General features: G+C 61.6%; 15 protein-coding genes. 6 read left to right on the top strand and 9 right to left on the bottom strand.

The window, feature by feature from the left end:
- Positions 1 to 16: 16 nt before the first annotated feature.
- On the bottom strand, positions 17 to 460 hold the full coding sequence (locus tag AC1DUY_RS27350; protein WP_478118403.1) for a SufE family protein: 444 nt from the start codon (positions 458 to 460) through the stop codon (positions 17 to 19).
- Positions 461 to 552: 92 nt separating this feature from the next.
- Positions 553 to 942, bottom strand: a complete 390-nt coding sequence (locus AC1DUY_RS27345) for a DUF5330 domain-containing protein (RefSeq protein WP_478118401.1) — start codon at positions 940 to 942, stop codon at positions 553 to 555.
- Between the two features lie 408 nt (positions 943 to 1,350).
- Between AC1DUY_RS27345 and AC1DUY_RS27340 the strand changes: the two genes are divergently transcribed.
- On the top strand, positions 1,351 to 3,195 hold the full coding sequence (locus tag AC1DUY_RS27340) for a PAS domain-containing sensor histidine kinase (RefSeq protein ID WP_478118399.1): 1,845 nt from the start codon (positions 1,351 to 1,353) through the stop codon (positions 3,193 to 3,195).
- Entirely contained in the window at positions 3,188 to 3,907 is a 720-nt protein-coding gene (locus AC1DUY_RS27335; protein ID WP_478118397.1) for a peptidoglycan-binding domain-containing protein, read from the top strand. Before AC1DUY_RS27340 ends, AC1DUY_RS27335 begins: the two co-directional genes overlap by 8 nt.
- A gap of 31 nt (positions 3,908 to 3,938) precedes the next feature.
- Here the strand turns inward: AC1DUY_RS27335 and AC1DUY_RS27330 are convergent, their stop codons facing one another.
- On the bottom strand, positions 3,939 to 4,262 hold the full coding sequence (locus tag AC1DUY_RS27330; RefSeq protein WP_478118395.1) for a helix-turn-helix domain-containing protein: 324 nt from the start codon (positions 4,260 to 4,262) through the stop codon (positions 3,939 to 3,941).
- Positions 4,195 to 4,629, bottom strand: coding sequence for a type II toxin-antitoxin system RelE/ParE family toxin (locus tag AC1DUY_RS27325; protein WP_478118393.1), 435 nt, complete (start codon positions 4,627 to 4,629; stop codon positions 4,195 to 4,197). Before AC1DUY_RS27325 ends, AC1DUY_RS27330 begins: the two co-directional genes overlap by 68 nt.
- Before the next feature lie 141 nt (positions 4,630 to 4,770).
- Between AC1DUY_RS27325 and AC1DUY_RS27320 the strand changes: the two genes are divergently transcribed.
- Positions 4,771 to 5,118, top strand: coding sequence for a DUF1491 family protein (locus AC1DUY_RS27320; RefSeq protein ID WP_089267018.1), 348 nt, complete (start codon positions 4,771 to 4,773; stop codon positions 5,116 to 5,118).
- A gap of 475 nt (positions 5,119 to 5,593) precedes the next feature.
- Here the strand turns inward: AC1DUY_RS27320 and AC1DUY_RS27315 are convergent, their stop codons facing one another.
- Complete coding sequence (locus AC1DUY_RS27315; protein ID WP_478118390.1) at positions 5,594 to 6,571, bottom strand: DUF2336 domain-containing protein; 978 nt, start codon at positions 6,569 to 6,571, stop codon at positions 5,594 to 5,596.
- A gap of 268 nt (positions 6,572 to 6,839) precedes the next feature.
- Here AC1DUY_RS27315 and AC1DUY_RS27310 point away from each other — a divergent pair, with 268 nt between their 5' ends.
- Positions 6,840 to 7,046, top strand: coding sequence for a hypothetical protein (locus tag AC1DUY_RS27310; protein WP_068730489.1), 207 nt, complete (start codon positions 6,840 to 6,842; stop codon positions 7,044 to 7,046).
- A 16-nt stretch (positions 7,047 to 7,062) separates the two neighbouring features.
- The gene (locus tag AC1DUY_RS27305; protein ID WP_478118388.1) at positions 7,063 to 7,854 is read left to right on the top strand and encodes a hypothetical protein; all 792 of its coding nucleotides are present in this window, start codon (positions 7,063 to 7,065) and stop codon (positions 7,852 to 7,854) included.
- Positions 7,855 to 7,872: 18 nt separating this feature from the next.
- On the opposite strand, the gene olsE is transcribed toward AC1DUY_RS27305, so the two are convergent.
- Together olsE and AC1DUY_RS27295 are read right to left on the bottom strand one after the other, a co-directional pair.
- Positions 7,873 to 8,853, bottom strand: coding sequence for an ornithine lipid hydroxylase OlsE (gene olsE, locus AC1DUY_RS27300; protein ID WP_478118386.1), 981 nt, complete (start codon positions 8,851 to 8,853; stop codon positions 7,873 to 7,875).
- 133 nt (positions 8,854 to 8,986) lie between these two features.
- A complete protein-coding gene (locus tag AC1DUY_RS27295; RefSeq protein ID WP_478118384.1) occupies positions 8,987 to 9,808 on the bottom strand; it encodes an outer membrane protein in 822 nt (273 codons plus the stop codon).
- A 241-nt stretch (positions 9,809 to 10,049) separates the two neighbouring features.
- Between AC1DUY_RS27295 and AC1DUY_RS27290 the strand changes: the two genes are divergently transcribed.
- Positions 10,050 to 11,183 (top strand): helix-turn-helix transcriptional regulator, encoded by a 1,134-nt coding sequence (locus AC1DUY_RS27290; protein WP_478118382.1) that lies wholly within the window; start codon positions 10,050 to 10,052, stop codon positions 11,181 to 11,183.
- 103 nt (positions 11,184 to 11,286) lie between these two features.
- On the opposite strand, the gene AC1DUY_RS27285 is transcribed toward AC1DUY_RS27290, so the two are convergent.
- On the bottom strand, positions 11,287 to 11,865 hold the full coding sequence (locus AC1DUY_RS27285; protein WP_478118380.1) for a DUF1254 domain-containing protein: 579 nt from the start codon (positions 11,863 to 11,865) through the stop codon (positions 11,287 to 11,289).
- Positions 11,862 to 12,440: a DUF1214 domain-containing protein gene (locus AC1DUY_RS27280; protein ID WP_441229239.1), complete on the bottom strand. Its 579-nt coding sequence runs from the start codon at positions 12,438 to 12,440 to the stop codon at positions 11,862 to 11,864. Before AC1DUY_RS27280 ends, AC1DUY_RS27285 begins: the two co-directional genes overlap by 4 nt.
- Positions 12,441 to 12,452 lie beyond the last annotated feature (12 nt).

The following is a 12,452-nucleotide window of genomic DNA, read 5'->3' as shown; positions in this document are numbered from 1 at the left end:
CCGCGGCTGCTTGAGCCTATGGGGTCACGCCCTGGTTCGCATCTGCCAGGGTCTCGGCGGCGTCCCGGCGGATGCGCTCGACCATGGCGCGCAGGCCGTTGGAGCGTTGCGGCGTGAGGTGTTCCTTGAAGCCGAGCTCGTCGAACACCTTGATGGCGTCGGTGGCCAGAATGTCCTCGGCCTTGCGGCCCGAATACAGCGTCAGCAGGATCGCGATCAGCCCGCGGACGATATGCGCGTCGCTGTCGCCGAGATAGCTGAGCACCGGCGTGCCGTGGTCGCGGGCGACCTGGCGCGACAGCCAGACCTGGCTCGCGCAGCCGTTGACCTTATTGGCGGAGGAATGTTCCTCATCCGGCATCGGCGTGAGGCTGCGCCCGAGTTCGATGACGTACCGGTAGCGGTCGTCCCAGTCCTCGAGTAGCTCGAAATTATCGCGGATATCGTCAATCGTGGTCATCGGGGCCTGCAAGCAATGTCAGGCCCTATATAGGGACGAACAGCGCCGAAAGCGACCGCCGTTTGCGGTAATTATCCGCCGCAATCAGCCGTTTAGGGAGCAGCGGTGGGGGGCTGCCATTCGGCGGTGAGGTCGTCCTGGGTGAGCGTGTCGGGCCGGACCATGGCGATCGTCCCCTGGTTTTCACCTTCGCCACCGATCGATCCGGTGGTATCCGGCTTCTTCTCGGTGATGATCTGGTAGATTTTCTTCGCGCCGTCCTTGGCACGTTCGCCGATCACGGTGGCCGCATGGCCGCCGACTTCGCAGGTGGCCGGCTGGCGCTTGCAGAATTGAGCCATGTCGGACATCGCCGCACTCGCAGCCGATACCGCATCGGAAGCGCCGATCTGCGGCAGCTTATCCGATTCCGGCGTCTTGTCCCTCGGCAGCAGCACGAGCACGAGCCCGAGCCAGAATGCCATGCGAAGCAGGAAGAACATCGCGAACCCCGTTAGTCTCTTCGAACCGTTGCGATTTGTCGCAATTGGGATCGAAGTTAGCAGCAGTCGATAAATTGCAAGTATTTGCGATGCGGTTAAATCGACGAAAATTCGCTTCATTCGGTTTGGCGTAAATTTTCCATTGATGAGCTGTTCGTGCGTTTTCCGACACGATGTTGGGGATGCACACTTTCGAAACCATATGGGCGCGGCGATGGAAACTACTCGTTCACCATCGTTGCCGAATGGAAATCCGAAAACTCCTCTTAAATCAGCACTTACGCGTTAGGCATGGCGAACACGGGATGCGCTTTAGCGTTCGCTTAATGTCGCTCTGACACGTTGGCGCAACGATAAAAGGAGGCGTTTCGGCGCGTCTGAATTGACGATCAAGCCGAAGCGAGACCAGTGACAGTATCGACCATCATCCGCGACTGCCTTGATGCCATGCTGCACCCTTCAGTGCGCTACGATGCGCTGACGAGCGCGCGTCATCGCGCATTCATGGCGCCGCGTCTGCTCGGCAGTCTTGCGGCCTTTGCGGCTTTTCCTGTCTATCTCGCGCTGCGCGGCGCGCCGAACGCGATCGAGGTCGCAGCTTTCGCCTGGCTGATGGCGCCGATCCTCTGCTCATATTTTCTGTCGCGTACCGGCCGCTATGAAAGCGCACAGGTGCTGTCGTCCGTCGCACTCGCCGGCCTCGTGATGATGATGGCGATCTCCACCGGTGGCATCAATTCGTTCGCAGCGATCTGGCTTGTCGTAGTGCCGATCGAGGCGGCACTCTCGGCTTCGCGCCGTATCGTTGCCTTTGCATCGGCGCTGGCGCTGTCCTGCGTCGGCATTCTCATCGTGCTGACCGGTCTCGATTGGTTGCCTGTATCTGAAGCCGGTGTCGCCGGCCATGGCGTGTTCATGGCATTCGGCATCGCGTCTGCCACCATCTATGCAGCCGGTTTGGCCTTCGGCGCGGAGTCGCTGGCACGCACCAGTGTCTCGCTGCTCTATGTCGAGGAAGACCGCTATCGCCTGCTGGCGCGCAATATGAGCGACGTGATCTCGCGTCATCGTCACAATGGCGCCGTGCAGTTCATTTCGCCGGCGGCTGAAGCGCTGGTCGGCGCCCCGGCGCAGCGGCTGCTCGGCCATGGCCTGTTCGATCGCGTCCATGTCGCGGATCGCCCGGCCTATCTCACGGCTCTGTCCGACGCCGCGCGCGGCGGCGAAGCCCGCAGCGTCGAATTTCGTCTGCGCCGCGATGTCGCGCGCAGCAATGAGCGCCTGCGCCCATCCGGGGCCGAATTCATCTGGGTCGAAATGCGCTGCCGGCCGATGGAGCAGGACGTCGACACGTCGATGCCGGTCAATGCCGATGCAGAAGTTGTGGCCGTGCTGCGCGATGTTACCGACCGCAAACTGCAGGAAGAGGCATTGGCGCAGGCCCGCATTGAAGCCGAGCGCGCCGATGCGTCGAAGACGAGATTCTTGGCCACCATGAGCCACGAGCTGCGCACGCCGCTGAATGCCATTATCGGCTTTTCGGACATGCTGGTGCAGGAAGAGCTGATGATGCTCGATGCGACCAAGCGCAAGGAATATGCCCAGCTGATCAACGATTCCGGCCAGCACCTGCTGTCAGTCGTCAATGGCATCCTCGATATGTCGAAGCTCGAATCCGGCAATTTCGAGATTTCGCCTGAGCCCTTCGCGCCACGTCCGGCGCTGATCAATTGCTGCAATCTGCTGGCGCTGAAGGCGCGCGAGAATGGCATCGATCTCATCACCGATGCGCCGAAGGATCTGCCTGAGGTCAACGGCGATCCGCGCGCATTCCGCCAGATACTGCTCAACCTCGTGTCCAATGCCATCAAGTTCACCGAGCGCGGCGGCAGCGTCACCGTGGCAGCGGGCGTCGAAGGATCGCGCTTGATGCTGCGCGTCAGTGATACCGGCGTCGGCATTGCATCGGACGATCTCGCACGCATCGGCGATCCGTTCTTCCAGGCCGGAAAGACCTATCAGCGGCGCCATGAGGGTACCGGCCTCGGTCTGTCCATTGTGAAGAGCCTCGTCGGCATGCATGGTGGCGAGATGCAGGTTCAGAGCCGGATCGACGAAGGCACCACCATCACAATCGCGCTGCCGCTGGAGTTTACGCCGCAGGCTGAACACGTCAGCAATATCGCGATCTTGAATCCCGCGGCGCGCAGCGCGCCGTCCGACCAAGCCCATCAGGTGAAGAAGAGTGCCTAAAGCCAGTTCCAAAGCGACCAAGTCCAAACGCGGCCGCGCCGTCGCCATCGTCGATGAGCCCGCGGAGCGCGGCATCGTCCTGCGCGTGTTGCTGCACAGCCCGAAGGACATGGTCGCCGGGTTGATCGCATTCGCCGCGGTCAGCGCCATCATCGCCAATGCCATTTTCCTGCAGAAGGGCCATCATCCGTCGCCGATGTTCGGTTCCAGCACCGTCGTTGCGTTTCCAGCACCGGCGCAGGTCACCAATCCGCTGCCCAAGCCGCGTCCGCTGGATGCTGCGTCGCCGGACACCAAGCTCGATTCCCGCATGCTGGATTCCAAGCCGGTCAACAGCACCAACGAGCCGAAGCCGTCGCTCGCCGCCAAGCCCGTCGAGCAGCGCGCGGCCGATCCGGTCGGCAATCTCCTGAAGGCGCCGGCGTCACCGGCGACCACGGGCGCCGTGGCACGCCCGCCGGCGGCGATCCCGAATGCGACCCGCACTGATCCGCTCGGTGATCTCATCACCAATACGCGCCGTGTCGCCGCTGTTCAGCGTGCGCTGACGGAATACGGTTACGGCCAGCTGAAGCCGACCGGCAATGTCGGCTCGGACACAGCGGCTGCGATCCAGCGCTTCGAGCGCGAACGCAAGCTGCCGGTGACCGGGCAGGTGTCCGATCGCATGGTGCGCGAACTCGCCACCGTCACCGGGCGCGCGATCGACTAGCGCTGCCGGGCTGCTGGCCCGGCGATGCGGTTCACGACATTTCGAGTTCGACGCGTGCCTGCTTCTTCGTCTTCGCGTCCGACACCTCGATTTTGACGCGCTCGCCGAGGGCAACGAGAAATCCAAACAGGCGCTCATAAGAGTAGCCGCTGAACTGTCCGCGCAGCAGCTTAGAGACGTCGGGCTGGGCAAGGCCAATCAGCTTGGATGCCTGTGCCTGGGTCAGTCCCTTGCTTTTGATGCGTGCGGCAATGCCGAGAGCGATCTCTGCCTTGATGAGATGCTCATCAGCGTTTGGCAGGCCGAGGTCGGCGAATACGTTGCCGCTGCTCTTTGTGCTTGCTGGCTTTTTCATTGCTGCCCTCCATGGCTTCTTCGTAAAGCGCCATTGCGTCTTTTAGACGGGATTTGATCAGGTCAATCTCGGTCTTAGGGGTCTGGATCCCGGATTTCGACTTCTTCTGAAACGCGTGGAGAACGTAGACCATGCCCTTCAGTTTGATGGTGTAGACCGCGCGAAACGTATCGCCATCAAAATCAGAGACGATCTCCACAACGCCTGCGCCGTGGAAGCCTTTCAAAGGCTTCGCATCCGGGTGCTTCTTGCCTTTCTGGGCCGCACGCAGAGCAAAACCAATGCATACCTTCACGGGCACCGGAAACTCAGAAAGATCGTCTTTCGACGACCCCACGAATTCCAAGGGTATGTCGGTGGGTGACATTCTGATATTGATGCCGGGCGACGTTGCGCGTTATAGTCATAATACTATAAATGGGCGTCGCGTCAATTGCGCATTTCGGGCTTGGTTCCCGGTCTCGAAGTTACCTCGCAATCTCGTTCTCCGGAGTAATCAAGGGCTCAGATGTCACGATTGAAGTCAGCCATTTGGGTCGCAGCCTATCTGCGCCGTTGCCAGACCGAAGGCGTGTTCGGCGCCGTGCGCCGTCGTGGTGCGGAGGAAGCGGGCGCCGTGTTCGTGAAGGTCGCGCTGCTGGATGGCACCGCGATGCTCTACACGCCGGCGCCGCAAACCGCCTATGACGAGAGCCGCCCTGTGGATCGCGTCTTCGCAGCCTCACCGCCGCAGCCCGTCGAGGAACGCAAGATCGAAGAGCGTTTGCAGAAGGAGATCTCGTTCGATCCCGACGTCTGGATCGTCGAGACCGAGGACAAGGCTGGACGGCATTTCCTTGAACTGGCGAAGGGCTAGGATCAGCTCTTCAATACCAAGTGTTTTGCCGGCGAAAAAACCGTCGGGTGGTCAACTCGATGCTCGACCATTGCGGAATAAGCATCGCGATGGCCATGAAACTGCAGGCCCAAAGCACCATTGGGACCGGTAGCGAGAAGCCGTCATAGGTGTGTGACTGGCGGGATATCAGCCAGAAGATAAAAAGTAGAAGCGGGGGAATTGCGATGATCCTGCTTCTGTAGGTCGGGAGCACGAAGGTTAGAAGCAGAACCCCCGGAAGAAAGATTATTGCCAGAAATATGCTGCCTATCGCGAACCAGATTCCGCCTGCGGGATGGCCGAGGGAAATCATGTAGGCAATCGCGGGCCATCCGATGCCGACGCATAGGATGGTTCTGCGTGTGTTTCGAACCCATTTGGGTAGAGGCAAAACGCTCATCGGGGCAGCTTGCTACAAAAGCGTATCTTTCCCGACGCCTTCACAGATTCAATTTTAACGGCCCGACGAATTCCGCGTCACGCGCGTGATATCCTCGCCTGGCTGAACGCCCGGCCGTGCCTGCGGCGCGCTCGGCCGCGCGCGATGGCGCTCGTCGTCATAGAGCGCAGGGCGGAATTTGGCGCGGGTTGCCGCCATATGCGCGCCGCGCCAGGCGGCCACCATGATCAGTGCCGAGCGCTCGCTCAGCACGTCATACATGCGCGCGATCCGGTAGACATTGGTGACCGAGGTGCCGAATTCCGGATTGAGGAACAGCAGCACGCGCTGGAAGATGTCGCTCCGCATGCCGAGCGCCTTGGCGCAGCAGGCGAGGGGCTCGCCGCCGGGATCGCTGACGACCTGTTCGGCAATGGCGGCGGGCAGCATCAGCGCTTCGCTCAACTCGCGTGCGAAGTTGTCGCGGTCTTCGGCGAAGGCGGCCATTTCGAGGATATGCATGGCGCGGGCGGCGCGCGCTTGCGGAATTCGGGCGGAGGATCGCAGCGGCGTTTCGGCGAGGTTATGCAGGATCTGCGCACGCTCGCTGCTCGATGCGGCAAAGAACAGCGTACTGATCTCGGACGCGTCCCTGGGCGCCATGGCCATATTGGCGGCGACACGCATCTGCGCTTCGCTCGGCTGCTTGACCGGCGGCGCGGGAGATTCTGCGGCGGAAATGGGCTGCGCGAGCGGCACCGATTGGCCGGGTTCGGTCGGGCGCAGATTGAGCCGGTTGAGGATCGCGCGCGGGGTGTTCGGATAGATCGACAGCCGCGCGCGCACCGCGGCGCGGGTGGCATCGTCGACCTGATCAATCAGGCGCGCGGTGAGTTCGACGAACTGCTTCTCTTCGTCGATCGTATGGTTCGGTGCCTGGACATAAAGATCCGTCAGCACGCGCAGCAAGGTCGGTCGTACGTCCACACCTTCGCGACGCGAGAGCGTCAGCAATCCGTCAAAGCCCGGAAACATTGGAGGTGAGGCAGGCATGGCATACGCTTACTAAGGGAACCTTGCCTCAAATTATCGCGGACGCATTAATATGTGTTTAACCATGGGCCTCTGGCCGAGGCAGATCTGATTCCGACGAGTCGGTTCAACGGTGCAGGTGCGAGCGGAGCGTGCGTTCGTTGACATCGCGCGGCATCAACGAACCGTTGTTTCGATGAGCCTGTGGCGTTAACACGCCATTAACCATGACTGTCCTTAATGACGGTGCGTCGGCAAACCGGGCGAAGCGGCGCGGAGAGACTGGATAATGAGCACCATCATCAAGTTCCCGGCGGATGCGGCAGCGCGACGGCTGGGCGTGAATGTGGCGCCATCTCCCCGCGAAACCTCCGCAGAAATCCTGATCCTGCCGGTGATCCGAATCGAGCGTCAGATCGACGACAGCAATGGTGGCAGCGGCCCGGAAGAGGGCACTGCGCCGGGACGCCGCCGCAAGCGCCGCGCCCGTTCCTGACCCCGGACCTGTTCTGATGTCGGCGATATTCCATCCGAACCGGATACGGCTTCGGCACAAGACGTCGTTTCTTGCGCCGTGTTTCATAGTTGCGAGTTTGATCGGCAGCACGCTCGGCGGCTGCGCCGGCGGCGATTTTGGCCGTACCCGCAACAATGCGGTGACCGACGACATGCATCGCTGGATCGGCGTCGAGGCGACCGGCAGCGTCGGCCTGAAGTCGTCGGAATTCCAGCTCACCGATCTCGAGCGCCAGATGCGCGATCTCGCTTATCCGCTGATCGAGCCGCCGCATTCGCGCCCGCTGTGGAAGAGTGTGTTCGGCGACTACAAGCCGATCGCATCGCCGTGGCGGCAGAACGTCACCTACGATCGCACGGCCTATGGCCGGCTCCTGATCGACGAGCCACATCGCTCGCATACGTCGCGCTACAGCGTGCTGATGGACGACGCGCGCGACGACATCCTGCGTTTCGAGGGATTTTATGCAACAGCCGCAAAGGTCGTCGAGCTCGATCGCAAACGTAATGCCAGCCTGAAGCTGGTGTCGGCGCTGGAGCCGAAGGAACGCGCCGACGCCATCGCGCGTATGGATGAGAACGCGCTGATCGTGCAGTGGGTCGAGCAATGTCTGCAGCGCCGGGTGTCGTCATACAAGTGGGCGCTGGAACGTATGGTGATCCACGCCCCCGATGGCATGGCGTCCAGCGCCGATATGCTGATTGGCGAATTGGCAGCGCAGACCACGGCCATGGCCGGCAGCCTCACGCCGGTTCGCCCCGGCAAGTTGCTCCAGGTAGGCGGATAGTTGGACGTGTAGGGCGGGTTACGCTTCGCTGATTCGCGCTACGGCGTCGGAACTTTCCACTGGCTTCACCTGATCGTCCGGCACGGTCTGGCGGCCAAGAATCTGCCGCGCGCCCTTGCGCGAAAACGGCTGCACGATCTGTCCCAGAAAATCCGGTGCGACCTTGCCGCTGATGCCGAGACGGTCCGGTGACGCCTTGACGGGATTGAGATAGGTGCCGAACACATGGTCCCACACCATGATGTTCTCGCAATAGTTGCTGTTGCCTTCCTTGAGCGTTTTCGAATGATGCCAGCGATGCAGTTTTGGCGTCGCAAAGATCGGGTCGAACAGCGCCGTGCGCGTCTCCACATTGCAATGGGTCAGAAGGCCGGTGATGGCCGTCACGGCGCCAACCCAGAGGAAGACCGGCAGGGGCGCGTCGAGCAGGTAGAGCGGCGCCTGGCTGAGCGCCATCTTGATCAGCGAGTCGATCACGTGAAAGCGTCCGGTATTCACCACCCAGAGCCGGACCACGCTGTGATGAAGCGCATGGAAGCGCCAGAAGAACAGGTTTTCATGCGCGATCCGGTGCGACCAGTAGAGGCCGAATTCGGCAATCACCAGCGCGAGCACGACCTGCGCGATCAGCGGCCACTGTGTCGGCCACAGATGCGAGGCATGATCGTTCGCGCGCGCCAGGGTCGCCATCGCCATTGGAGCGATCGCGGTGGCCGCGACAGCCAGTTGCGCCGTGCCCTTGGTCAGCAGCGTATGCCCGATGTCATTCAGTGTTTCGCCATCATGCTCCAGCCATTCGGCGCGATGCGGCGTCATGCGTTCGAGGGCGACGATGGTGAGAAACAGCGCGGCATAGACGATATTGAACCAGAACAGCGGCGCATTGCTGGCGAAGGCCATGCCGGCACCGAGCAGCGCCCCGAAATACAGCAGCGGCCACCAGATCAGGGACAGGAAATAGCTGACGGCCGTATCGGACGGCTCTTGGTCGTGTTGCATGGAGGCCCCGCATTCGCGCCGATTCGTGGGTCGGCGATGGATGCGGAGCTTCGCTGCGGGAGATTGCAGGCAGATTACGCCAGGGGGCTCCCTGGACGTTTTCTATGCGGAAAAACGTCACGCCGAGGTCGTCTTACAGCTGATAATTCACGCCGATGCGGACGATATTGCCTGTGACGTTCGAATTGACGCTCATGATCGGTTTTCCTGGCCAGGCCGCGAAGGTGGCCTTGCTCAACGTCGTATCGCTGATCGTTCCGAGATCGAAATGCAGATATTCGACCTTCGCTGTCCAGTTCGATGCGATCTTCGATTCCACGCCGCCGCCGATCGCCCAGCCGATCCGTGTCTCCGATGCAGACCCTGCGGAGCAGAGAGCGTTCCGGGCACATGGAAATGTCGGCTCCGGCACAAGAGTGGACGAGACTTTCACGTGGCCGTAGGCCAGACCGCCGGTAGCGAAGAACAATGTCTCCGGTGTCACCAGATAGCCCAATCGTGCACGCGCGGTACCAAACCAGCTCAGCTCGGTGTTATGGCTGGTCAGGGTTTCCGGATTGGCACCAATCTCCGGGGCGTAATAGGTGACGCCCGCGCGCATTTTCGAATAGGACAAGTCTGTTTCCAGACCTGTTACCCAACGGTCGATCTGCCAATTGTAGCCGATTTCAGCGCCACCGATGAATCCATCGAAGCGGGAATTGAGCGATCGGGGCATCGTGCCCTGCGACAGGAAAAATGGCGTGATGATCGTGTCGATGGCCGTAATGGTGGACGCACTTTCGGTCCAGCCATAGCCCAAGGTGGCGCCGATATAGGCGCCTGTCCATGTCACTATTTGTGGGGACACTGCCGCCTTGTAGTGCGGTTGAGCGAGATTGTCCGCGGTTAGCGCGGGCGTTGAAACAAGCAGAACGCAGCCGATCACGCAGGCCAACTTAGCGGATTTCGACATCGAGATCTCCAGTACTTCGAGACGTGACTTCCAGACGTGCGGGCCCGCCGGACAAGCAGGCCGCTCATTCGCGTCCCCGAAAAGTCGAGAGTCGCCATCGCCACTGCTACGCGTGGCGGAATTCCGTGTCGTCACCCCGAAGTATGATGTGGTAAAATATGCTGCGTGTGCGCGTCCGGAAATTGACTTCGATCTCGCCCTGCCACACCAGAGCGCGCGCAATCACGGATTTGGAATGTTCATGGACGTTGTCGACAATGACGTACTCTCTTCAATCATCGGAGATATCTACGACTGCGTTCTGAACCGTGAGGGATGGTCGCGTGTTCTCACCCGCATCACACAGACGATGGATGCGGCCTACACCACGATTGCGCTCGCTGGCACGTCGGACAATCACGGCCGGTTTGCTGCCCAATCGCCCTGGGATGCCGAGCGCATGCGCGCGCTGCAGGACTACAGTTTCGATGATATTCCGGGCCTGAAGGCTGCAGTGGTCGGCGATATCGATACGCCCGTATCCACGCTCTCGCTGATGCCCGAAAGTGAATTGCAGCAGACCGCTTTCTTTCGCAATTGGGCCGGACCGCAGGGATTGCGGGAAGGGTGCATTGTCAAATTCGTCCACACGCCGGACCGCATCGGTCTGCTCGGCTGCACCACCTGGGCGGACAAGGCTGCCGTATCTGCCGAGGATCAACGGTTTCTGACCTTGCTGTCTCCGCATTTGCGCAGGGCCGCGATGATCAGCGACCTGCTCGATGACGTGCGCGTGACCGCGCAGCTGTTTCGTGAATCGCTCGAGAACCTCGCGGTGCCCGTCGTGTTGACCGACGCGGCCGGATCGGTGCTCCATGCCAATGCAAGTGCCGAACGCATGTTCGCAACTGATGGTCCGATCCTGCGTCAGGGGCGAACCATTCAGGCACAGAACGCATTGATGGGCGACGCCTTGCTGCAGGCGATCGCAAGCGCTGCCTCGGACCTCTCGCTCGGCGCCAAAGGCATTGGCTTGCCGGTGTCGGCGGCAGGACAACCGCCCGCGGTCGCCTATGTCCTGCCTTTGACCGCTGGTACGGCGCGCGCCGCTTTCCGCCCCGCATGTGCGGCCGTCTTCGTCTCGACAACGACCTCGGCCTCTCCAATGCCGGAAGCCGTGTTGACGACGCTGTTCGAGCTCACGCCCGCCGAAGCGCGCGTGCTCGTGAGCGCCGGAAAGGGGCTCAACCCATCCCAGACTGCTATTTTGCTTGGGATCTCAGAGAATACGCTGAAGACACATCTTAACCGGATCTACGCCAAGACCGGCAGGTCACGGCAGGCCGATCTCGTGAAGCTCGTGGCGGATATCGGCACGCCGCTGGCAACGGGATAGCGCACGTAGGATGGGTAGAGCGCAGCGAAACCCATCATATACACACGACGACATGATGGGTTTCGCGAAGACGCTCTACCCATCCTACGATGACGATCGCTTATCAGCGCTTCCCCTTCACCGGCGCGGCCGGCGGATCGGTCTGCACCCGACAATTCGATGCGGCCAGCGACGCCTGGGCCTGGATCATCAAGCCGGGTTCGGCGGCGAGCGCCTTCAGTACGATCAGGCCGGTCGCGGTCGGCGAGTCGATGATGAGGCGGTCGGCGGACGTGACGTCCTCTTCCTCGGGCAGGGCTTCGTGCTGCGCCTCGGTCATCAGATCGAGCTCGATGACGCGGCGGCCGGCGGAGCGGTCGTTGATCGCGTAGTAAGCGACGTCGCTGCGGGTATAGAACGACACCGATGTGTAGGACTGGCTGACCGGCACGGTGAGCTTGATCGGTCCTTTGGCCAGATCGTAGCGGCAGACGGCCATGGCGAAGGCCGGGTCCATGAACGGCAACAGCGCATTGGCCGGTTCGGTCTGCGGCAGCGGCGACACCGTATTCTCCTTGGTGACCGAGGCGAGGCGCGAATAGGCATCTTGCGTGGCGATGCGCGGCAGCGCCAGCACGCTGACGAGATGCACGATGCCGCCAAGCACGACACCACCGATGAGCGCGAACATCAGCCGGATCATGGGCAGCTCACCGTGGCGATGGCGGGCATCGGTGCGTCTTTCTGCGTCCGGGTGGCAACGCCAACCGGCGTATCGTACAGCCGCAGTATCAACACATAGCGTTCCAGCGCTGATGTCGGCAGCCAATTTCCCGCGCGCGAGCGTGCAGCGATGCGGATCTCGAACGCGCCGTCGGCATTGCGCACCACTTCCTGGCTGGTGAAGCCGTAGCGCTGCAATGTGTTGGGCACCAGACGGCCCTTGGTGTCATAGAGCGAGAGCGTCCAGAAACGCGCAGCCGGTGTCACGCCTGACACGACGATATCGCAGCGACCGTCCAGCGGCTTTTTCTTGTCGTCGGCGGTGGCAGTGAAGGTGACGCCGTCGCCCGTGCCGATCGGCAATTCGCCCGACCGTGCAATGGACGCACGCGCATAGGGATCGATCTCGCTGGTGCCGGTGCGTGGGCGCGCCGTCCATGCACCGATGGTGAGTGTGCCAAGGTCTGTGCCGCGGGTCGCGGTGGTCCAGGTCAGGCCGAGACCGACAGCAGTGGCGATCGCGAGCGCCAGAAGCGTGAGGAAGATCAGCCGCACGTGCGCACCGTC

The sequence above is a fragment of the Tardiphaga sp. P4_G1 genome (assembly GCF_056401215.1).
Note: the sequence above shows the minus strand (reverse complement) of the source record. Positions and strands in the feature narration are given on the sequence as shown.

Bases quoted from the DNA above. Each gene is read 5' to 3' on its own strand.
- AC1DUY_RS27350 (WP_478118403.1), bottom strand. From the start codon at position 460: ATGACCACGATTGACGATATCCGCGATAATTTCGAGCTACTCGAGGAC.
- AC1DUY_RS27345 (WP_478118401.1), bottom strand. From the start codon at position 942: ATGTTCTTCCTGCTTCGCATGGCATTCTGGCTCGGGCTCGTGCTCGTG.
- AC1DUY_RS27330 (WP_478118395.1), bottom strand. From the start codon at position 4,262: ATGAAAAAGCCAGCAAGCACAAAGAGCAGCGGCAACGTATTCGCCGAC.
- AC1DUY_RS27325 (WP_478118393.1), bottom strand. From the start codon at position 4,629: ATGTCACCCACCGACATACCCTTGGAATTCGTGGGGTCGTCGAAAGAC.
- AC1DUY_RS27320 (WP_089267018.1), top strand. From the start codon at position 4,771: ATGTCACGATTGAAGTCAGCCATTTGGGTCGCAGCCTATCTGCGCCGT.
- AC1DUY_RS27315 (WP_478118390.1), bottom strand. From the start codon at position 6,571: ATGCCTGCCTCACCTCCAATGTTTCCGGGCTTTGACGGATTGCTGACG.
- AC1DUY_RS27310 (WP_068730489.1), top strand. From the start codon at position 6,840: ATGAGCACCATCATCAAGTTCCCGGCGGATGCGGCAGCGCGACGGCTG.
- AC1DUY_RS27305 (WP_478118388.1), top strand. From the start codon at position 7,063: ATGTCGGCGATATTCCATCCGAACCGGATACGGCTTCGGCACAAGACG.
- olsE (WP_478118386.1), bottom strand. From the start codon at position 8,853: ATGCAACACGACCAAGAGCCGTCCGATACGGCCGTCAGCTATTTCCTG.
- AC1DUY_RS27295 (WP_478118384.1), bottom strand. From the start codon at position 9,808: ATGTCGAAATCCGCTAAGTTGGCCTGCGTGATCGGCTGCGTTCTGCTT.
- AC1DUY_RS27290 (WP_478118382.1), top strand. From the start codon at position 10,050: ATGGACGTTGTCGACAATGACGTACTCTCTTCAATCATCGGAGATATC.
- AC1DUY_RS27285 (WP_478118380.1), bottom strand. From the start codon at position 11,865: ATGATCCGGCTGATGTTCGCGCTCATCGGTGGTGTCGTGCTTGGCGGC.